This window comes from Sinobaca sp. SA16-1 (assembly GCF_059510515.1).
The window spans coordinates 340,691-358,963 of the sequence record NZ_JCAKFL010000004.1 but is presented as its reverse complement, the minus strand read 5'-3'; the positions used below and the strand labels follow the sequence as shown (position 1 = coordinate 358,963).

General features: G+C 41.1%; 22 protein-coding genes. 17 read left to right on the top strand and 5 right to left on the bottom strand.

What is annotated here, in order from left to right; genetic code table 11:
- Positions 1-87: 87 nt before the first annotated feature.
- From AC5W2J_RS13585 to AC5W2J_RS13575, 3 genes are all read left to right on the top strand, one after another.
- The gene (locus AC5W2J_RS13585; RefSeq protein ID WP_496059996.1) at positions 88-402 is read left to right on the top strand and encodes an ArsR/SmtB family transcription factor; all 315 of its coding nucleotides are present in this window, start codon (positions 88-90) and stop codon (positions 400-402) included.
- Between the two features lie 71 nt (positions 403-473).
- Positions 474-902 carry a DMT family transporter gene (locus tag AC5W2J_RS13580; protein WP_496059995.1) on the top strand — a complete coding sequence of 143 codons (429 nt, stop codon included), beginning with the start codon at positions 474-476 and terminating at the stop codon, positions 900-902.
- A gap of 12 nt (positions 903-914) precedes the next feature.
- Positions 915-1,379 (top strand): DMT family transporter, encoded by a 465-nt coding sequence (locus AC5W2J_RS13575; RefSeq protein WP_496059994.1) that lies wholly within the window; start codon positions 915-917, stop codon positions 1,377-1,379.
- A 50-nt stretch (positions 1,380-1,429) separates the two neighbouring features.
- On the opposite strand, the gene AC5W2J_RS13570 is transcribed toward AC5W2J_RS13575, so the two are convergent.
- Positions 1,430-1,783, bottom strand: coding sequence for a carboxymuconolactone decarboxylase family protein (locus tag AC5W2J_RS13570; protein ID WP_496059993.1), 354 nt, complete (start codon positions 1,781-1,783; stop codon positions 1,430-1,432).
- Positions 1,784-1,922: 139 nt separating this feature from the next.
- On the opposite strand from AC5W2J_RS13570, the gene AC5W2J_RS13565 reads away from it, so the two are divergent.
- Positions 1,923-2,972, top strand: a complete 1,050-nt coding sequence (locus AC5W2J_RS13565) for a class I fructose-bisphosphate aldolase (RefSeq protein WP_496059992.1) — start codon at positions 1,923-1,925, stop codon at positions 2,970-2,972.
- A gap of 142 nt (positions 2,973-3,114) precedes the next feature.
- Here the strand turns inward: AC5W2J_RS13565 and AC5W2J_RS13560 are convergent, their stop codons facing one another.
- Entirely contained in the window at positions 3,115-3,963 is an 849-nt protein-coding gene (locus AC5W2J_RS13560) for an STAS domain-containing protein (protein WP_496059991.1), read from the bottom strand.
- A 90-nt stretch (positions 3,964-4,053) separates the two neighbouring features.
- Positions 4,054-4,503, bottom strand: coding sequence for a hypothetical protein (locus AC5W2J_RS13555; protein WP_496059990.1), 450 nt, complete (start codon positions 4,501-4,503; stop codon positions 4,054-4,056).
- A gap of 99 nt (positions 4,504-4,602) precedes the next feature.
- Here AC5W2J_RS13555 and AC5W2J_RS13550 point away from each other — a divergent pair, with 99 nt between their 5' ends.
- From AC5W2J_RS13550 to AC5W2J_RS13540, 3 genes are all read left to right on the top strand, one after another.
- On the top strand, positions 4,603-5,619 hold the full coding sequence (locus AC5W2J_RS13550; protein ID WP_496059989.1) for a serine hydrolase domain-containing protein: 1,017 nt from the start codon (positions 4,603-4,605) through the stop codon (positions 5,617-5,619).
- A gap of 297 nt (positions 5,620-5,916) precedes the next feature.
- Positions 5,917-7,281 carry a TcaA 3rd/4th domain-containing protein gene (locus AC5W2J_RS13545; protein WP_496059988.1) on the top strand — a complete coding sequence of 455 codons (1,365 nt, stop codon included), beginning with the start codon at positions 5,917-5,919 and terminating at the stop codon, positions 7,279-7,281.
- Positions 7,282-7,295: 14 nt separating this feature from the next.
- On the top strand, positions 7,296-8,081 hold the full coding sequence (locus AC5W2J_RS13540; protein WP_496059987.1) for a hypothetical protein: 786 nt from the start codon (positions 7,296-7,298) through the stop codon (positions 8,079-8,081).
- Positions 8,082-8,128: 47 nt separating this feature from the next.
- On the opposite strand, the gene AC5W2J_RS13535 is transcribed toward AC5W2J_RS13540, so the two are convergent.
- On the bottom strand, positions 8,129-8,572 hold the full coding sequence (locus AC5W2J_RS13535) for a hypothetical protein (protein WP_496059986.1): 444 nt from the start codon (positions 8,570-8,572) through the stop codon (positions 8,129-8,131).
- Positions 8,573-8,717: 145 nt separating this feature from the next.
- Here AC5W2J_RS13535 and AC5W2J_RS13530 point away from each other — a divergent pair, with 145 nt between their 5' ends.
- The gene (locus tag AC5W2J_RS13530) at positions 8,718-9,617 is read left to right on the top strand and encodes a DUF5996 family protein (protein ID WP_496059985.1); all 900 of its coding nucleotides are present in this window, start codon (positions 8,718-8,720) and stop codon (positions 9,615-9,617) included.
- Between the two features lie 43 nt (positions 9,618-9,660).
- Here the strand turns inward: AC5W2J_RS13530 and AC5W2J_RS13525 are convergent, their stop codons facing one another.
- Complete coding sequence (locus tag AC5W2J_RS13525) at positions 9,661-10,050, bottom strand: tautomerase family protein (protein ID WP_496059984.1); 390 nt, start codon at positions 10,048-10,050, stop codon at positions 9,661-9,663.
- A 513-nt stretch (positions 10,051-10,563) separates the two neighbouring features.
- Between AC5W2J_RS13525 and AC5W2J_RS13520 the strand changes: the two genes are divergently transcribed.
- The 9 genes from AC5W2J_RS13520 (at position 10,564) to hxlB (ending at position 18,247) form a co-directional block, all read left to right on the top strand.
- The gene (locus AC5W2J_RS13520) at positions 10,564-11,643 is read left to right on the top strand and encodes an amidohydrolase family protein (RefSeq protein WP_496059983.1); all 1,080 of its coding nucleotides are present in this window, start codon (positions 10,564-10,566) and stop codon (positions 11,641-11,643) included.
- Positions 11,643-12,026, top strand: coding sequence for a Rieske (2Fe-2S) protein (locus tag AC5W2J_RS13515; protein WP_496059982.1), 384 nt, complete (start codon positions 11,643-11,645; stop codon positions 12,024-12,026). Before AC5W2J_RS13520 ends, AC5W2J_RS13515 begins: the two co-directional genes overlap by 1 nt.
- A 183-nt stretch (positions 12,027-12,209) precedes the next feature.
- Entirely contained in the window at positions 12,210-13,244 is a 1,035-nt protein-coding gene (locus tag AC5W2J_RS13510; protein ID WP_496059981.1) for a substrate-binding domain-containing protein, read from the top strand.
- Positions 13,241-14,266, top strand: a complete 1,026-nt coding sequence (locus AC5W2J_RS13505) for a TRAP transporter substrate-binding protein (RefSeq protein WP_496059980.1) — start codon at positions 13,241-13,243, stop codon at positions 14,264-14,266. Before AC5W2J_RS13510 ends, AC5W2J_RS13505 begins: the two co-directional genes overlap by 4 nt.
- Before the next feature lie 40 nt (positions 14,267-14,306).
- The gene (locus tag AC5W2J_RS13500; protein WP_496059979.1) at positions 14,307-14,795 is read left to right on the top strand and encodes a TRAP transporter small permease; all 489 of its coding nucleotides are present in this window, start codon (positions 14,307-14,309) and stop codon (positions 14,793-14,795) included.
- 1 nt (position 14,796) lies between these two features.
- On the top strand, positions 14,797-16,077 hold the full coding sequence (locus AC5W2J_RS13495; protein ID WP_496059978.1) for a TRAP transporter large permease: 1,281 nt from the start codon (positions 14,797-14,799) through the stop codon (positions 16,075-16,077).
- A gap of 34 nt (positions 16,078-16,111) precedes the next feature.
- On the top strand, positions 16,112-17,062 hold the full coding sequence (locus AC5W2J_RS13490) for a sugar kinase (protein WP_496059977.1): 951 nt from the start codon (positions 16,112-16,114) through the stop codon (positions 17,060-17,062).
- Positions 17,063-17,073: 11 nt separating this feature from the next.
- A complete protein-coding gene (gene hxlA / locus AC5W2J_RS13485; protein ID WP_496059976.1) occupies positions 17,074-17,700 on the top strand; it encodes a 3-hexulose-6-phosphate synthase in 627 nt (208 codons plus the stop codon).
- A complete protein-coding gene (hxlB, locus tag AC5W2J_RS13480) occupies positions 17,693-18,247 on the top strand; it encodes a 6-phospho-3-hexuloisomerase (RefSeq protein ID WP_496059975.1) in 555 nt (184 codons plus the stop codon). Before hxlA ends, hxlB begins: the two co-directional genes overlap by 8 nt.
- Positions 18,248-18,273 lie beyond the last annotated feature (26 nt).

Genomic DNA, 18,273 nt, shown 5'->3' with positions numbered 1-18,273 from the left:
AATCTTTACCCTAAATGATGCGCGCTTAACCTTCATGATGAAATAGAGTGGTTGACATATCGAATATATTCGATATACAATAGGCCCATGAATAACATCGATCTTTTTAAAGCATTGTCAAACGAGACCCGATTGAATATTCTTATGTGGCTTAGGGAACCGGAGAAGCACTTTCCAAAGCAGCAGGCTCATCTTCCGAAGGATGTGAGTCTTGAAGGCGGCGTATGCGTGGGGGACATTCAGGAAAAAGTAAATGCTTCCCAGTCTACCGTATCCCACTATTTGAATATGATGCAGAAAGCAGGGCTTTTGGAATCCATTCGCTACGGCCAGTGGACATACTACCGCCGGAACGAAAAAACGATCAAAGAGCTTGCTTCATTTCTCGAAACAGAGATCTGAACCCGGATTTCTGTTTTTTCTTTGCTTATTTATATCGAATATTCTAGATATATAGATTAAGGAGTGGAAGCATGAAAATTATGGTATATATCCTGGCTTTAATAGCGGGTATGTCTTTAAGCCTGGAAGCAGCTATAGGAGGCGCTTTAGGAGAAAACATCGGTGAATTGGAAAGCACTTATTTTATTTTTATTATCGGAGCAATGGCTACGTTTCTTATCGCTCTTTTCTTTGGTAAAGGAGACGTGAAGCAGATAACGAAAGTGCCGAGATGGCAGTTAATCGGAGGCGTTCTCGGGGTGATTTACCTGGCTTTTCTTATTATCAGTGTGAACCTCGTAGGTGTAGGTACAGCTGTTACAGCCGTTATTATCGGTCAGCTTGTCATGAGCATGATCGTTGACCATTTTGGGTGGCTCGGGACACCGAAGGCCCGGTTTAACGTAAACCGTCTTATTGCAGGCGGCCTGTTGATTGCATCATTATTTTTAATTTTATAGGAGGACGAACGCATGCTCACAGCAGCAATATTTATTCCACTGATGGCAGGGATCGGACTGAGCCTGCAGTCAGCAGTTAATGGAACACTTGGAAACAAAATTGGGACGATTGAAAGTGCATTTCTAACATTTTTTACAGGAGCTATTATTTTAACAATTGTTATTCCATTCTTTGGCGGGGGAACGATACTAGATGTCTTTCAGGTTCCTGCCTGGCAGCTCGTTTGTGCCATATTTGGGTTTTTGTATTTATCTTTGATGGTGTTCTCGGTGCCGCGTATCGGTGTTACGGTGGCGGTCGTCAATGTGATTGTCGGGCAGCTTGCCGCAAGTATGGTCATTGATCACTTCGGCTGGTTTCACACGCCGACAGCCGCATTTGATCTGCAGCGTTTTTTCGGTGTGATCCTGCTTTTGGCGGCGCTGTATTTCTTATTTAAAAAAGATAAGAAAAAATCGGCAGTAGAAACCGTTTAATCTGCATGTATATGTATAAAAGCCGGAATGGATGTCTCCACTCCGGTTTTTTATTTGTCTTCTTTTAACTGGGCATATGCTTCAAGACCTGATGTTACCGCGCTGCTCATAGCAGCACCGCCGCCGAATGCTGCTGCCACTGCCAACGTTTCTTTGATCTGCTGTTCGCTGCAGCCGTGATGAATACATTGATCCATGTGATAGACAATACAGGTTTCATCGGCATCTTTAATGCTGATAGCCAAAGCGCTTAAATGTTTCTGGGCAGCGGAAATTTCTCCATCTGCAAAGCAGCTTCCTGTAAAGTGGTTGTACTGGGAAGCAATCTCCGGGAATGTGCTGCTGAAGCTGTCTACGCCTTCAAGGTACTGTTTTTTGATTTCTTTCGCATCTATCTTAGCCATTACAAAAAACCTCCTTATAACCTTTTAAGTAAATTCCCCTTCTAATCCTTTTTAAACATGTGGAAATATTTGTTTATGAAGTATACAGATCAGGGAATGAGAATGAAAGAACGCTCAAATTAAGTAAGGAGGTCGTGAAATGGCAACAACAGAAGAAGTGCTGGGCCGGGACGCAGAATACTTACTAGGACATGAGAGCAAAACAATTTCAAAAGAGGATCTTCACGTACCGGGGCCGGATTTCGTAGATCGTGTGTACAAGTCTACGGACCGTTCTCCGGTAGTACTGCGCAACCTGCAGAGTTTGTTTGATCATGGGCAGCTTGGTGGAACGGGGTATTTATCCATTCTTCCAGTGGATCAGGGTATTGAACACTCTGCCGGAGCCTCATTTGCCCCAAATCCCATCTATTTTGATCCGGAAAACATCGTTAAACTTGCGATCGAAAGCAGGTGCAATGCGGTCGCATCTACTATTGGGGTGCTGGGATCCATTGCACGGGATTATGCGCATAAGATTCCATTTATTGCAAAAATTAATCATAACGAACTGTTAACGTATCCAAATACGCACGACCAGATTATGTTTGGCTCGGTAGAGCAGGCTCATAAAATGGGAGCGGCGGCCGTCGGAGCTACAATTTATTTCGGCTCCGAGGAAAGCGGCAGGCAGATCCAGGAAGTGACAAAAGCCTTCGAACGAGCGCATGAGCTTGGAATGGCGACTATTTTATGGGCGTACCTCCGCAACCCTGGTTTTAACAAAGACGGGACTGATTATCATACGTCTTCGGATTTATCCAGTCAGGCCGTTCACCTGTCGGCGAGCCTGCAGGCGGATATTGTCAAACAAAAGCTTCCTACGAATAACGGCGGCTACACGACACTTGGGTTCGGGAAAACCCATGATAAAGTATATTCCGATCTGACGAGCGACCACCCGATTGACCTTACACGCTATCAAGTCGTCAATTCCTTTATGGGAAGAGCCGGTCTTATTAATTCAGGCGGGGGTTCTGCAGATAATGACTTTGCGGAAGCCGTGAAGACAGCTGTAATTAATAAAAGGGCCGGAGGAATGGGACTTATTATGGGAAGAAAAGCGTTCCAGCGCCCGATGAAAGAAGGAGCCGAAATCATCCGGGCCGTGCAGAGCGTTTACGCTGATGAATCAGTGACGCTGGCGTAGCATAAATAGAGCGCCTGGTGCTTTACTTCCAGGTGCTTTTCTTACATAGCAGTGAAAACCGAGGGCATTATGGATGAAGTTAATAAATGGATATCCTAAAAAGCCGGATACTCTTAATGGAGTATCCGGTTCTTCACTTATTCTATTGTACAGGTACCTGGTTGACCCGCAGCGCCTGCGGAAGGTCGGATACGACTTGTACATTTTTAAAAGAAATGCCAAGCTGTACTGCCTGCTGTGCCATATATGGGCGCATCCCGGATAGAGTCGTTTCAATGCCCAGTAACTGCAGGGCCGAAATGAGCTGCTTGATTTTTTCAGCTACTAACGCATTGATATGCAGCACGCCGGATAAATCAATGTACAGCCGATCCATCTGTTTGAGGGCACACTGCTTTAATGTATGTTCTACAATTACATCGCCGCGCTCGACATCGATATTTCCGACGAGCGGCAGAAGGCCGATGCCCGGCTGAAGCAGAATAATGGGAGCAGTGAGTTCCAGGATCATGTTTTCTTTATCCTGGATTTCTCCATCCATATGAAGAAGAGCCTGCTGCATAAAGGCGCTGCTGGCATAGTCAAACGCCCGCAGTGCCTTGCGCTGCCATTCCAGGACGTGCTCGATAGGTACGGAGTTATTATATTGCTTAATAAAGTATTCTATATGATCAAAAATGATTTCTCTATATTTGGTGAACTCTTCCTGAACCAGAAGAAGCGGCTTCCATATCTCGCGGCTCTCATCAACGACTTCTTCAATCTTGGCCTGAAATCGATCATAAAAGCCGGGTTCGTCATCTTGAAACACATGAAGAAGTTCTGTAATGAACTGTTCCTTCATTTCTTCCAGTTTTTCAGCGATAGTGGCATCTGGCACATTAACACGGTTGTCTTTATAGGACTCTTTCCACAAATCTTTCATGGAGTCCAGGTTTTCGGATAGGTATTGGTGCAGGGACTTATTTATTTGATCTTTATCGTAATCCATCCTTCATTTCCCCCACTGTTGATAATGTAGTTCTTATCCAGTATAGAGGCAGGGGGAAGATAGCACAAGAAATATTGAATAAACAGGGCCTCAGGCTTTTAAAACGACTTGAATTTTCCCACTTTCTGTATAAAAAGTATCGATCTTTCCAACAGGAATGTACTGCATCTGCTTGATGACTTCCATATGAAAACCGATCAGGTCCCCGTCGATGGAAAAATAAGGCGGACGGTTAAACAGTTTTTTGTGGATCCAGGCAGCATCCAGGGGAGCCGTTCGTCTTAATCGGAAATAAATCGTGCGGTCTTCTGTATGCGCAGGTTCTAAATAAATCGAATATTTTACAGGGACGCGCATTTTCGTGAACGTGCCATCGATACGAATCATCTGATCAAGGATAGCGGCATGAGTCACTTCCACCTGTTCTATCTTTTTTATTTGAAGCAGTTTCAAAAGCATCGATTCATTGATAGGGACAGTGACCCCATTTTCAGCATAATGCTGGACTTTCTTTTTCATTTCATTTAAAAAACGATCCATACAGCATCCTCCTTTTATTTTAAAAGCTTTTCATTGAATATTATCGCAGGCCGGGCAAATATGATACATTTCCTATAGAAGAAAGGGGATAGAACAAAAATGAATACGAAAGAAATGGAACAGATTCAGGTACTGCAAAACGAAATAGATTTCTCCGGTGCTTTTGCTGCACGAGGAGAAGACAAACAGGGAAGCGGAAGCAGCGGCTTTGCGAACCTTCCCGAAAAGTGGGAAAACCAGGTGACTACAAGGTTTAATATGGCTTCCGCCAGCCAGATTTTCACAGCGGCGGCAGTGTGTCAGCTGATAGAAGAAGAAAAGCTGGATTTTGATACATTATTAAAAGACTGTCTGGATATTACATTCCCTTATTTTGATGAAGATATTACTATAAAACATCTGCTTCTTCATACGTCGGGCATTCCTGATTATTTTGAGGAAGAAACAATGAGGGCATATGAAGATCTGTGGATTCAGAAACCAATGTACCGGATGAGAAAAACGAGCGACTATCTGCCGTTGTTCCAGCAGAAAAATATGGTATCCCCCGTCGAGGCAATGTTTCATGCCAATCACGCAGGGTACATTCTGCTTGGATTGATCATTGAACAGGTGTCCGGCATGGAATGCAGCGAGTATGTAGAGCAGCAGGTATTTCAAAAAGCCGGTATGAAAGACACGGGCTATTTTAGACTGGACCAGCTTCCGGAGAGAACTGCTTCCGGCTATATAGAAACAAAAGAAGGCAAAGTTAAAACCAACCAGTATGCCATTCCAATTAAAAGCGGACCAGACCGTGGAGCCTATACGACAGCAGCGGACATGGTGCTTTTCTGGGAAGCGCTGATGAGTTATAAACTGTTCTCAGAGGAAATGACAACCGCCTTTTTAGAGCCGCAGGTATCCCTTTCAGAATCTATTTCGTACGGATATGTTGGGTACATCGAAAGAAATGAGACAGAAGTAGTGAAGTACATTCTAATGGGATATGACCCGGGTGCTAACTTCCGATCCTTTTACAGGCTGGATCAAAGCCTGGCAGTTGTTGTGTGCTCTAATAAAGAAGACGGAGCCCATGAGATGATTAGAAAAATTGAAGAAATTTGTATAAAGTAATTTGAAACAAATCTAAAGCAGCAGTTGGTTGCCGGTATATATTTAAATTGTAATCATCATAAACACTTGGGAAGCTGGAAAACAGCTTCTTTTTTTGTATTGATTTAAATGGTGTAATAATAAATAGGTAGAAAAGATAATCGAAATATATTACTATTAATATAATACTTTAGTACTAATAAAAGGAGGTAAATGTCAAGAGAAAGAAAAGAATGTCTGATTCTAGCGCTCTATTTTTTTATTTAAGGGTAGAAAGTAGTGGGGTATATGAAGTGCAGAAAATGTAACACTGAATTATTGAGTTCAGAAAAGTTCTGTTCTCAATGTGGCGAACGTACAACAAAAGTAAAGCAGAAGCGAAAAGCACCGAACAAGTTTTTAATAGCCGGCTTTGGAATTTTAGCAGCTGTATTGATAGCCTTCTTTATATGGGGAAATCAGGCCGGTGACCCTCAAAATGTGGTAGCTTCATTTGAAAAGGCGCTTATTGAAGAAGATTTAAATACCTTGGCTGATATCATTCATTCTTCAAGTAGTGAGCTTACTGTAGAAGAAAGTGATCTGGAAAATGTCGTAGCGCAGATGAATGAATATCCGAACTATCGTGAAGAAATGATCACAGACTTAAAAGAAGAAGCGGCAGCAGCGGAGTTTAATCAAATGGAACATAATGAGAGTTCAAGCGTTCATTTATTTTCTTTAACTAATGGACCGAAAAGGTTTGGTCTATTTGATCAATTCTACATAAAGATGCCTGGTTTTTATTTAGATTTAACAACAAATATGGAAGGTGCGAGTATATTTGTTGATGAAGAACTGGTGGGTGAGTATACGGGAGAAGAGCCGCTTATTTATGGGCCGGTACATCCAGGTGAATACGATGTGACCGCTTCATTTGAGGGAGAATTCGCCAAAATAGAAGAATCAAAAACGGTCCAGCTTTATGATTCATTTGTTACGACTATAGAAGAAAGCGTTTATCTTGAGGGTGGAAGTACCAGGGTTATTGTGGAAGAAAGCTGGGTTGAAGGCTATGATCTTCCCATTACTGTACTAATAGACGGAGAGCCGATTGGAATGGGTTTAGAGAATGATGGTCTAATTGAACCTATTGCGCTGGATGGAACCCATGAAATAAAGGCTCAGGCTGAAGCTCCATGGGGCATCGTAGAAACCTCCCCAACAGTAATTGACTCGTCATCGACTTATCTTTCGTTTACTGAGATAGAATCCGATCTTCAGGAGGAATTGGGTGCTTTATCTCTTGATTTCATGCTGGCTAGTTTTGAAGGAAAAGAACTGGACATGGTTACACCTGAACTGAAAGAAAAAATAGAGGCAGAAATAGCCCTTTCAGAAAATGAAGGTGTTGATTACAAAAGTTCAATGAATGCTTTTTCTTACGACAGGGAAGGTTTTTTTGTAGAAGAAGATATAGAAACGGATCAATTAGTGCTGACAGGCCAAACAGAAATGAGCTACGACGCGTCATATACGTATGAAGGTGAAAAAGAAGTAGAAGTAGAAACGTATTCCGATGGAATGGATTTTTGGTATTCCTACGATAAAGATACGGATACGTGGATTATTTCAGGATATTTGTTAAACGATTTCAGTTCTTTGAGTAGTCCAACTGAAATTTTTGAAGAAACTAATTTATAGAAAGCAGGGATAAAATGAACTGTCAGCAGTGTGGAGAAATACTAAATGAAGAGGCGAAGTTCTGTACGAATTGCGGAGTACCTACAAGTCATATGCAGGGCTCAGCGGAACCAGGAGCGGATGAAGAAACAGCAGCTACGATAGAGGGAGTTCAGGAAAGAGCCATTCCAACTCCTAATAAAGCAGTGGAATATTTGAATTTTGCCAAGCAGGCCCTGCTTAATCCGGTAGGCACAGCTTCATACGTAAATGGAAACAGCTGGATTTTTGCTCTATGTTCGGTCCTTGCATTTCTTATCTTTATTCCAATAAACATATACACGTTTTTAAGACAGGTTACGTTTGAAGCTGTTTATTTTTCCTTTAGTAATTGGTTTGTACAGCCAATATTATATATAGCCATTTTTTTAGGAATGCTTACTTTAATTCTGTTCATGTTTTCTTCTGTAATGAAAAGCAGATTAACATATAAAGAAGTATTTTCCCGGTGGGGAGTCTATATGACTCCGGCTGCGGCTGTAATGGTTTTAGCTTTTCCTTTTATATTAATAAATATCTATTCGCTTGCTTCTGTTCTATTTAGTATCAGCTATATTTCTTTTCTGGTAAGTATTCCAGCAATACTGTTTACGCTTCCTAATTCAAAAATAACAAAGGGAAATAAACTGGAATTCAACCCTTTTTATGCTAGTGTTATTACTATAATACTGCTTAGTCTGGTAGCATACTTCATAGGAGAAAGTATTTTGGGTCAGGTTATCAGCGATATTATGAATTATTCTATGCCGGGGTATTATTGAGATTCTCTATTGAAAAAGCAGCCGAAGCCGGCTGCTTTTTTTGTGTATTAAAGTTTTAATTTTATGTGGACTTTGCGGTTCTCAAAATAATAGGAGTCAAACTGGCCGACAGGAATATACTGCAGCTGTTTCACGGAATCGAGGTGAAAGCCAACCACTTTTCCTTTCATGGTCATCATCGGAGGCTGATGAAAAATCTTTTTTCGCAGCCATTTTGCATTAATGGGACAGATTTTTTTAACTTTAAAAAAGATGGAACGGTCAATCGTATAAGCGGGACGCAGCTGCACGTTGAAATGAACGGGAATATGCATTTTTGTAAACGTTCCATCTATCCGCAGCTTGCGTTTTTCTACGGTAACATTTGTGATTTTCACATTGTCGATTTTCTTTACGTTCATCAGCTTGAGAAGCATCTCTTCGGTAAGCGTGATGGTCATCTTTCCCTGGGCGCCTTCTTTTACTTTTTCTTTAATGGTGGATAAGTCCAAAATCGATGTCCTCCTTCAGGATCTTTCTTATCCCTTCCCTTTTATAGTGTGAAGAAAAACCTCATCCGGCAGGAAGATCCGCCGTCATGGAGAATCTACTATAATACAGCTACCATTATTACACAATGGAAGGGAAGAACGTATTGTGAGTATAGTAAAGCATTCCGATTGGAAAGATACGAAGCGCACCCTTCACTTAATCTCCCAGATTCTCGGAAAAATCAGGCTGGAATTGGCTGCTCAAGAACCGCAGTGGGCCCACGTAATGTTGTCGTTAACACCTGGTGGTTTTTCTACAGGCTTATTGTATCATGACACTCATACCGTTCAAGTTGACGTGGATATTAGGCAAAATGAAGTGAGGGTGCAGGTGGATGATCAGCAGGAATCTACTGCGCTGGAAGACGGAAAAACTGTGAAAGAATACTATGAGTGGATTTTTCAGACGTTGGACAGGCACGGCGTTTCTATTTCTATTTTTCCAAAACCGCAGGAAATGAAAATCGACGCGATGCTCGATGAAGATACGATTAACCACACCTACCGTCAGTCGGAAGCACTGGAGGGTCTTGCACTGTTTCAAATGGCATTGCGCGAGCAGCGGGCTTTCATCAGCTCCATGCGCTGCCGCAAAGTCATGCCGGGTTTATTCTGGGGCACGTTCGATGTTTCCACGCTGATTGTAAGCAATGTTCCAGAACCGTTCCCGGAAGACAGACCGATAGAAAAAGCAGCGTTTGACGAGCAGTTTATTGAATACGGATTTTGGCTCGGTGACGACGCAGTGGACGAGCCTTCCTTTTTCGTTCTGCCGTATCCATTTTTAAACAAAGAGCTTAAAGATGACTCGCTGGAACCGGAACAAGCTTATTACGATAAAGAACTGAGCGAATTTTTTCTGAAACTGGATACGGAAAAACCTGCCAGTGAGCCGATTCAGCGCTTTTTCCATACGACATTTGATATTTTAACAGAGGAACTCGGCTGGAAGGGCTGTGACTATTACAGAAAACCGTTGTTAATGAAAAAGCAGCCAACCGTTTAACAGCACAACAAAAAGACGCCTCCGTGGGCGTCTTTTTTTATTGTTACAGTTTTCCCGTTAGGAACTGGGCTTCTCCCATGCCAAAGCTCCAATCGGCATCGCCGTTTGAAACAATAGAAATCATTATATCTTCTTTGGAAATACCGCACTGTTCATGCAGTTCTTTGACGAGATGATGGTAAAGCGCTTTTTTCTGTTCTTCTGTGCGCTGCTTGCTCGTTACGCTGATCAACACGACATCTTTGCTGCGCGTAAACCCGAGTCCGGTGTCTTCAATGATCATTTCCTCCGATGCGTGTTGATGGACGATTTGATAACGGTCTTTTTCCGGAACTTCAAAAGCATCAACCATTCCACGGTGTGCGGCATCAAGCAGTGTTTTCAAGCTTTCTTTGGTTCTTCCTTCTAATACATCAAATCTCATAAGCGGCATAATAATTCCTCCAATCGTATAAAATATGTTTCCAATAGAAGCGTTCAGCTCTTTATTGTATAGATCCTCCTGCGTACTGACAAGTTATCATGTAAGCAAATGTATCAGGATATTCTAATGCTGCCTTTTCTTTATTATACATTTTACTTTCTGTTAAGTAGAGAAGGAATTTCCTGCACATAATGTGTCGTGAATATTCTGACAAATAGGTGCTATGATTAACACAAAATAAAGGAGGCGGAGATAATCGAACAAATAAGGCAGGTGCAGAAAGAAAAGCAGGAACTGCTGGAGAAAGACCGGCAGTATTTATGGCGTCATAGTTGGCAGGTTCTTTTACATACATTCTGGAAAAAAGCAGCAGATATGATAAACAGTCGCTTACGCTCACTGAGGTCCACTGAACGTCACTCCTGCACCTCACCTGTTCTAAAGCATGTTAATGCAATTTGTTATGAAAGATAAATGAATGATACTCTTAGTATATAAACGTATACTAAAAGGAGGATTTATTTGAAAGAATTTGATGAGAAAACCTGTAAGCTGATTGACGCGGATATTCATGAAAAAGTAACCTATGCAGATTTGCTGCCTTACCTGGCACAGCCCTGGAAGCGCTATATTTCCGATGCGAACTGGGTGCAGGAAAAGCACATGCCCTACACCCAGCCGGCGGTGGCAGGGGTGAATCGTGCCGATGCGATGCTTCCGGACGGACGGGATGCAGGATCTGATCTTCCCTTTATGAGGGAGCAGCTTTTGGATGCCTGCGGCCATGATATCGGTATTTTAACAGGCGCATTGGATCCCTCTCCTTCTTCTATGCATGGCTGGTATGAAATGGCTGCTGCACTGGCCACAGCTTATAATGACTGGCAGATAGAGCACTGGCTTGAAAAAGATGACCGTCTGTACGGCTCCGTGCATATTGCAGCCCAGGATCCGAAGACGGCAGTGGAAGAAATTGAACGTATCGGCAGTCATCCCAAAATGCTGCAGGTGCTTCTGCCGATTGATGATATCGCTTGGGGAGACCCTATGTATCACCCAATCTATGAAGCGGCGGAAAAGCACGACCTGATGATTGGCATGCATCACAATGAGCCGCCCGTCCAATTTGGCAAATGGCCCCGATATTTCATCGAATGGCACACGCTTATTCCTACCTCTCACATGGTTCAGGTAACCAATATGATTTTAAACGGCGTGTTCGAGAAATACCCAAAGCTGAAAGTAATGATGATTGAAGGCGGGTTTACCTATGTGCCGTTTTTGATGAAAAAATTGGACCAGCAGTACAAAGATCTCCGTCATGAGGTGCCGTGGGTAACCAAAATGCCGAGCGAAACGATCAAAAATCATTTCTGCTTCACGACTCAGCCCCTGGAAGAAATGACAAAGCGGGAGTGGAACAATCTGGTCGAGCAGATGGGAACCGACGATATTATTGTGTTTTCCACCGACTACCCCCACTGGGATTACGATTCTCCTGATCATGCACTGCCTAAAGGACTGAGTGAGGAGGTCCGCCATAAAATAATGGTGGAAAATGCTCTTCGTTTTTATCCGAAGCTGAAGAGGAGGGAGACGTAATGGAAGAAAAGGTATGTACGATCCAGGACCTGAAATCGGAGGGAATGATCGAACGGACATTTTCCGGAAAGTCGATTATTATCTGCCGATCGGGGGAAGGAATCTATGCATTCCTTAATCGCTGTCCTCATCAAGGGGCTCTTTTGTCGAAAGGGAAAATTGGAGGCTCTCCTGTGGAAACCAAAAACCTTGGTGAGTACTGTTTTCAGCGGGAAGGAGAAATTCTGCGCTGTCCCTGGCACGGAAGAGAATTTGATATTACAAACGGAGGAAATACGCTCACTCCCGACCGCAGCAAGCTGAAAGAATTTACGATTAAGCTTGAGGGAGAAGATGTAATCGTTTCTACAGAAAAAAAGAAAGCAAAAACAGCTCAGGCTTAGACTTGAGCTGTTTTTTTAGTGGAAATAGAAAGAACTTTTATTGAAACGCCCCTTGTAAAGACGTTGCAGACGATCGGTTTTACTACTGATAGTTTTTTTATTTAAATTAAGGGTTGAAAAATGGAGGCGCTTTCATATATAATCTTTATAAACCGGTTTACTAAATCGATTTAGTGAAAGGATGTGATTGTCATAAGAAAGGTTACTTTACAAGATGTAGCTTATAAAGCAGAAGTTTCTAAGAGCACGGTTTCTCAATATTTGAATGGCAGATATAAATATATGGGAGATAAAACAAAAGAGCGTATAGAAAAAGCCATCAAAGAGCTTAATTACCAGCCCAATGCGATAGCCAGAAGCTTAAAGCAAAAACACACCACTACTATAGGCGTAATCATGGCCAACGTGATGCACCGTTTTTCTACTCAAACATCCAGAGCTATTGAAGATTTTTGTCACCTTAATGGTTACCATGTGATCTTATGTAATGCAGATGACGACTCCTCCAAAGAATATAGATATATAGAGATGCTGAAAGCTAAGCAGGTAGATGGATTTATCATTTTCCCTACGGCCTCCAATGAAGAAAAATACAAAAGTTTGTTGGAAGAAAATTATCCTTTAGTTTTTCTGGATAGAAAAGTTGAAAACCTTCAAATCCCGAGTATTGTGTTGAAAAATAAAAAAGCATCTTTTGATATTGTTAATCACTTAATAGAACAAGGAAGTAGAAAAATAGCATTTGTCAGCTCGCCTCTAACAATCAGTCCGCGTCTGGAACGATTTCAAGGATATGAAGAAGCGTTAACAAAAGCAGACATACCAATTAATGAAAAATTTATATACACAGAAAACCTGGAAGAAGCGCCGTCATTTTTTAACAATATGTTTTCCGGAGTAAACAAGCCCGATGCTATTTTAACAGGAAACGATAGAGCATTAATGAAAACGCTCTCTTATATTAAAGAAAAGAATCCTTCCATTTTAAATGAGCTGCAGCTGGCAACCTTTGATGAGGTAGAATTTGCAGAATTTTATAACCCTACAATAACCACCGTAGAACAGCCGGCTTATGATATGGGAAGAAGAGCAGCGGAAATTTTATTGGAGCAAATTAAAAACAAAGAAAAAAATATAGAGCAGGATTTATATTATGAGTTTGATGGAAAGTTGAATATTCGAGATTCATCAAAAAATAAAAAAGGGGTAAAAAAATGAAAAAAATGTGGATGGTTTCTCTATTGGCAACTACGGGTGTACTAGTACTGAATGGATGCGGAGGAGGAAACGGAGAAGAAAGCGGCGGAGACAATACTTCCGGCGAAACGGTTAACTTGATAGCTGCTACCCAGCTGGATGCAGAAAGTCCGTTTGCGGTGGGATTTGAGAAATTTAAAGAGGTAGTAGAAGAAGAAAGTGATGGAACAGTAACGGTAGAAATCCATACAGATGGTTCTTTAGGAGACAATGAAGATGAATTAGTTCAAAATCTGGAAACCGGCTCAGTTGATTTAGTCGTAGCGGCACCTGGATTTATGGCTCAATCCGTTCAGGCCGTTGATTTCTTTGCGATGCCTTATCTATTTGAAAGCACGGAACACTGGGAAGAAGTAGTGGATGGCGAGATTGGAGACAAGGTTGCCGGTCAAGTAGAAGAAGCGACAAATTTTGAAGTGCTTGGCTATTGGTCAGCGGGGGTTAGAAACTATTATGGTTTTGATCCTATAGAGACTCCTGAAGATTTAAATGGTATTCAAATAAGAACACAAGATTCTCCAGTAGTAAATAACACATGGGAAACATTAGGAGCCCAGCCTTCCAGCGTAGCCTGGGGTGAGATGTATCAGGCTCTACAAAACAATGTGGTAGACGCTTCAGAAAATGATGTTACAAACATTTATCAAGCAAGTCATCATGAGGTTATTAGTAATATTTCATTAACAGAACATGATTACACTACCCGCTTCTTCTTTACTTCGCAGGAAGTGTATGACCAATTAAGTGAAGACCAGCAAAGTGCAGTAGATACTGCTACAGAAGAAGCTACAATAGCTGCCAGGGAATCGGATCAGGAGTTGGCTGAGCAATCACTAACAAATATCGAGGAAGCCGGAGTAGAAATTAATGAAGTGGATCAAGAACTGTTTCTTGAGCAGACAGAATCAGTTAGAGAAGATGCAGCAGAATCATTGGATATGGTAGAGGAATATGAGCAGGTTAATGAAATGAGAACAAATTAATGTATAAAAACAGCTGGGGTGTAAGGAGGTAGACTAAAGCATGAAAAAAGTAATTGGATGGGTTGAATACCTCACATTAAGATTAGCCGCCGTTTTTTTCCTCATTTTTATTGCTTGTGTAGTTTTACAAGTTGCCTCCAGGTATATACCCGGATTCCAGGTTTTGTGGGTAGAGGAGATAGCAACATATGCATTTATTTGGATGATTTTTCTTGGAGCTGCCTTAATGGTAAGAGAAAGAGGTCACTTCACTGTCGGTTTAGTAGTAGACAATGTTAAAGGCCTGTTTTTATTTATTGTTCAATCACTCAGTCACGTATTGATATTGGTGTTTGGGTTAGTAATGGTTATAGATGGGTTTGGTCTTACTAGTCAATTCTGGGGCTGGACATTAAACACCCTTCCCCAGATCCGTCAAGGATACGCGTGGCTTGCGATTCCTTTATCTGGAGCCAGTATGATGATCTTTGTATTACAGAATTGGTATGAGGATTTTCAAACGTATACAACAAAAAGAGAGGAGAATTAAAATGACTGGACTCTTTTTGTTGCTGTTATTTTTCGCATTGATGATCTTAGGAGTACCTATAGCATTTGTCATTGGAATTGTTAGTTATATAGGTTTCTTTATTCTGGGAACAATCGATCTTCAGGCTGTCGTTCAACAAATGTTTTCGGGGCTGGAATCTTTTATTCTCCTTGCTGTTCCTTTGTTTATATTAGCAGCTAATATTATGAATCAAGGGAAAATATCTGAACGTTTAATTAAATTTGCAACCGCTTTAGTAGGTCATATTAGAGGCGGGCTCGCCCAGGCCAACATTATAGTATCAATGTTTTTTGGGGGTATATCGGGGGCGTCTACAGCAGATACAGCTGGAGTAGGTAAAATTTTAATTCCAAGCATGATTAAGGAAAACTATAGTAAAGGAACGTCTGTAGCCGTGACAGCCGCCTCTTCCACAATGGGAATGATTATCCCGCCGAGTATTCCTATGGTTATCTACGGCAGTATTGCCGGGGTTTCAGTAGGGCGGATGTTTTTAGGCGGTATTATACCTGGTTTGGCAATCGGGATTAGTTTAATGATTTTAGTTGGAATCATTTCCCATCGAAGAAAGTATCCTAAACATCAGCGTTTGAAGTTTAAAGAAGTAGTAGTACAAGGCATGCGGGCGATACCGCCTTTGCTCACTCCGGTTATTATCCTGGGGGGAATTGTAGGGGGGTTTGTGACCCCGACTGAAGCAGCGGTTTTAGCTTGTTTATACGCATTTTTCCTTTCCTTTTTCATATACAAAACAATTAAAATAAAAGATTTACCTGAGATTGTATATGACACGTTGAAGTTGAGTTCTTTGACCCTATTTGCTTTAGCTACAGCGACCTCATTGGGACGATTGATAAGTTATTACAATCTTCCTCGAGCTATTGCCGGTTTCTTTGAACGAGCGCTCCCATTTGACTGGATGTTTTTGTTAGTTGTTATTGTTCTCTTTTTAATAGTGGGTATGTTCATGGACACAGTGCCTTCTATCATTCTATTTGTGCCAATTGTTTTACCGGCAGCTTTGGAATTGGGGATAGATCCTATTCATTTTGGAATTATTATTATGATGTGTCTGGCAGTAGGGCTGGTCACCCCGCCATACGGACTATGTTTATTACTGGCAAGTAAAATTGCCAAACTACCTATCGGTCAGTCATTTCATGCCACCATTCCTTACATTGGAGTAATATTAATTGTTATTTTAATCATTACATTTATACCAGGTGTATTTATGTGGCTTCCAAATCTTTTTAATGTATAACATTTTTAATTAAGAGAAAGTGGGGAAATTCACAGTGGATGTTACAACGATTGGTGATGGAATGATAACAATGAATCCTAAAACAAAAGGACCTCTGCGATTTTCCAATGAATTCGAAAGGAAAATAGGAGGAGCAGAGTTGAATGTAGCAATCGGCTGTGCCCGTCTGGGTTTGAAAAGCAGTTGGATAAGCAGGCTGGGAGATGATGAATTCGGCAGGTATATTCTCAATTATATGAGAGGAGAAGGGATTGATGTTTCTTCCGTAAACTTGGAAGCGGAGTATAATACTCCGCTGAATTTCAAAGAGATTACAGAAAGCGGAAGTGGACAGACTTTCTATTATCGCTTTCCATCTCCGACAGAATCCATACAGATCGAGGATATAGAAAATTCTTCTATCAAAGAATCAAAAATTTTATATATATCAGGTGTGTTTGCTTCTTTTTCTAGTCAAAATAGAAAATTAATAAAAAAAGCGATAACCATTGCAAAAGATCATAACGTACGGATTGCTCTAGATCCGAATATTCGACTCAAACTTTGGAGCAAAACAGAAGCCGGAAATTTCCTCCTGGACATATTACCGGATGTAGATATCCTGCTGGCAGGGAAAGAAGAAGCAGACATGATCTTTGGACGTCAACGTACGGAAGATCATATGGAAAGCTTGAAAAAGTATGATATTGAGTATATTGCTATTAAAAATGGAGAAGGCGGGGTGGTCTGCTCTCTGCACAATAAGACAAATCATTATTCACCTTCGTTTCCGGTTAAAAATGTTGTAGATACAGTGGGCGCGGGTGATGGTTTTAATGTTGGGTTCTTATATGGGATTTTAAACCAGTGGAGTTTAGAAAAGAGTGCTGTATTTGCCAATAAAATTGGGGCGATGGTCGTAGCAGTATCTGGAGATAATGAAGGACTGCCGTACTTAAAAGAAGTGCAGCAAGCCTTAGGTGAATATGAAAAGATTGAAAGGTAGGAGGAAATAAAATGCATCTCCAACTCGCCCTTGATCGATTATCACGGGAAGAATGTTTACACATTTTAGAAGAGACGGCTGAATATATTGATTGGATAGAAATTGGCACAGGGGTAATTAAAGAATATGGTATGGGTATCATCCGGGAAATAAGAGAGAAATATCCCCAGCATACGCTGGTAGCCGACATGAAAACCTGTGATGCAGCATTCGCCGAATCAAAACAAGCTTTTGAAGCCGGCGCTGATATTACTACGGTGATGGGATTCAGTGATGACAATAGTATAAAAGAAGCGTTAAAAGCCGGAGCGCAGTTTGAAAAAAAAATCATGATTGATCTATTGAATATTAAAGATACTCAGAGGTACCAAGAACTTCATAATTTAGGTGTAGACCTTGTTTCTCTTCATATTGGTAAAGATCAACAGCAGACACAATCCTTCTCTCAAGAAAATGTGGATGTATTAAATACGTTTTCTGATATGAAAATATCGGTGGCAGGTGGAATGAGTGTACATACCATTCCTGCTGTATTAAAAGCCAATCCGGATACGATTATTGTCGGTGGAGCCATTACTAAAGCAGATAATCCAAAAAGCAGTGCTGCTAAAATAAAAGAGGTGTTAAAAAATGAATAAAATTACTCAAGAGGTATATACAGAAGTTCAACATGTGTTGGAAAGCACATCGGAAGAAATGGATTTTTCTTATTTATCAACCATCATTGACCAGGCTAAAAGAATATTTATTGCAGGCGAGGGAAGGTCAGGGTTGGTCGGCAAAATGATTGCTATGCGTTTAATGCACAGTGGTTACGAGGTTTATGTGCAAGGGGAAACAATAACTCCAAGCATTGAAGAGAATGATTTATTAATCTTATTATCCGGTTCTGGTAAAACAGACAGTTTAATAAACGCTGCGGCTGCTGCAAAAAAAACAGGTGCCTCGTTACTTTGTTTTACTACGGACAAGACTTCTAAATTAGCTGAGCTTTGTGAAGATACAGTTCATGTCAAAGCAGCAACTAAACATAGAAAAGAAGGGGAGCCTTCGACTATTCAACCGCTTGGAAATCAATTTGATCAAAGTCTGCACTTATTGTTGGACTCTTTGATTATATACGCAATAAGAAATCACCAAATTTCCTACGAAGAAATGAATAAAAAACATGCAAATTTAGAATAATAACGACGTTTATAAAAATCAGTAAA

What these genes read in the sequence shown, in the direction of transcription:
- AC5W2J_RS13585 (WP_496059996.1), top strand. Translation starts at nt 88, where the DNA reads ATGAATAACATCGATCTTTTTAAAGCATTGTCAAACGAGACCCGATTG.
- AC5W2J_RS13580 (WP_496059995.1), top strand. Translation starts at nt 474, where the DNA reads ATGAAAATTATGGTATATATCCTGGCTTTAATAGCGGGTATGTCTTTA.
- AC5W2J_RS13575 (WP_496059994.1), top strand. Translation starts at nt 915, where the DNA reads ATGCTCACAGCAGCAATATTTATTCCACTGATGGCAGGGATCGGACTG.
- AC5W2J_RS13570 (WP_496059993.1), bottom strand. Translation starts at nt 1,783, where the DNA reads ATGGCTAAGATAGATGCGAAAGAAATCAAAAAACAGTACCTTGAAGGC.
- AC5W2J_RS13565 (WP_496059992.1), top strand. Translation starts at nt 1,923, where the DNA reads ATGGCAACAACAGAAGAAGTGCTGGGCCGGGACGCAGAATACTTACTA.
- AC5W2J_RS13560 (WP_496059991.1), bottom strand. Translation starts at nt 3,963, where the DNA reads ATGGATTACGATAAAGATCAAATAAATAAGTCCCTGCACCAATACCTA.
- AC5W2J_RS13555 (WP_496059990.1), bottom strand. Translation starts at nt 4,503, where the DNA reads ATGGATCGTTTTTTAAATGAAATGAAAAAGAAAGTCCAGCATTATGCT.
- AC5W2J_RS13550 (WP_496059989.1), top strand. Translation starts at nt 4,603, where the DNA reads ATGAATACGAAAGAAATGGAACAGATTCAGGTACTGCAAAACGAAATA.
- AC5W2J_RS13540 (WP_496059987.1), top strand. Translation starts at nt 7,296, where the DNA reads ATGAACTGTCAGCAGTGTGGAGAAATACTAAATGAAGAGGCGAAGTTC.
- AC5W2J_RS13525 (WP_496059984.1), bottom strand. Translation starts at nt 10,050, where the DNA reads ATGCCGCTTATGAGATTTGATGTATTAGAAGGAAGAACCAAAGAAAGC.
- AC5W2J_RS13515 (WP_496059982.1), top strand. Translation starts at nt 11,643, where the DNA reads ATGGAAGAAAAGGTATGTACGATCCAGGACCTGAAATCGGAGGGAATG.
- AC5W2J_RS13505 (WP_496059980.1), top strand. Translation starts at nt 13,241, where the DNA reads ATGAAAAAAATGTGGATGGTTTCTCTATTGGCAACTACGGGTGTACTA.
- AC5W2J_RS13500 (WP_496059979.1), top strand. Translation starts at nt 14,307, where the DNA reads ATGAAAAAAGTAATTGGATGGGTTGAATACCTCACATTAAGATTAGCC.
- AC5W2J_RS13495 (WP_496059978.1), top strand. Translation starts at nt 14,797, where the DNA reads ATGACTGGACTCTTTTTGTTGCTGTTATTTTTCGCATTGATGATCTTA.
- hxlA (WP_496059976.1), top strand. Translation starts at nt 17,074, where the DNA reads ATGCATCTCCAACTCGCCCTTGATCGATTATCACGGGAAGAATGTTTA.
- hxlB (WP_496059975.1), top strand. Translation starts at nt 17,693, where the DNA reads ATGAATAAAATTACTCAAGAGGTATATACAGAAGTTCAACATGTGTTG.